Origin of the sequence: Caldibacillus sp. 210928-DFI.2.18, assembly GCF_020554505.1 — a bacterium.
GTDB classification, from domain to species: domain Bacteria; phylum Bacillota; class Bacilli; order Bacillales; family Caldibacillaceae; genus Caldifermentibacillus; species Caldifermentibacillus hisashii.
Genome location: NZ_JAJCHL010000199.1, coordinates 1 through 923, shown reverse-complemented (window position 1 = coordinate 923; position 923 = coordinate 1). Strand labels below are relative to the sequence as shown.

The window sequence follows — 923 nt, the reverse complement described above, 5'->3', positions numbered from 1 at the left end:
AATGCCTGCCTGTCACGCAGGAGGTCGCGGGTTCGAGTCCCGTCCGGACCGCCATTTCATAAATGATTTAATATTAGTTGAACTAAAATTTAAAAAACCTTATAATTTTTATAGCTAATCAAACTTATATAGATTAAGATCAGCAAATCAACATTTTAAATATTGCTTGTCCTAACAGTTTGTATAGTATGGTTTAAAGTAGGGTTGAACCGAAGGGATATATGCAATAAGGCTTAGCAGATTAGTCGGTAGAACAAAGGATTGAAAATGCAATTTTGAAATTACATCACCTTATCAATTGAACTGTTTCTTGAATAAGCTTTCTGAAATGAGAACATAGGATACAATCGATTAATATTAATAAGGCTCGGTAGCTCAGTCGGTAGAGCAAAGGACTGAAAATCCTTGTGTCGGCGGTTCGATTCCGTCCCGAGCCACCATAATGTAATTTCCCAGTCTAACACAATTGTTAAAGAGGGCAAAGGATTTCATAACATAAGAACGGGTCAGATTGATCTATAAAACTTTATTGAGAGAATTAGAAGAGTAACAAAAAAGTTGAAGATTGTATAGTAAAACAATAATAATGCCGGCCTAGCTCAATTGGTAGAGCAACTGACTTGTAATCAGTAGGTTGGGGGTTCAAGTCCTCTGGCCGGCACCATTCATTTATTATATGGAGGGGTAGCGAAGTGGCTAAACGCGGCGGACTGTAAATCCGCTCCCTCAGGGTTCGGCGGTTCGAATCCGTCCCCCTCCACTTGATTTAGGGGCATAGTTTAAAGGTAGAACAGAGGTCTCCAAAACCTCCAGTGTGGGTTCGATTCCTGCTGCCCCTGCCATAATTTTATTAGTAATGGCGGTCGTGGCGAAGTGGTTAACGCATCGGATTGTGGCTCCGACATTCGTGGGTTCGATTCCCA

At 41.1% G+C, this 923-nt stretch carries 4 tRNA genes; all 4 read left to right on the top strand.

The annotated features are described in order from the left end of the window. The first annotated feature begins 364 nt into the window (after window positions 1–364). The 4 genes from LIZ98_RS17555 to LIZ98_RS17540 all read left to right on the top strand — a co-directional run bounded on the left by LIZ98_RS17555 (window position 365) and on the right by LIZ98_RS17540 (window position 842). Window positions 365–440 (top strand) — tRNA-Phe (locus tag LIZ98_RS17555). A gap of 148 nt (window positions 441–588) precedes the next feature. Next, window positions 589–664, top strand: a tRNA-Thr gene (locus tag LIZ98_RS17550). 14 nt (window positions 665–678) lie between these two features. Next, window positions 679–760 (top strand) — tRNA-Tyr (locus LIZ98_RS17545). Between the two features lie 8 nt (window positions 761–768). Further along, window positions 769–842 (top strand) — tRNA-Trp (locus tag LIZ98_RS17540). The last annotated feature ends 81 nt before the right edge of the window (window positions 843–923 follow it).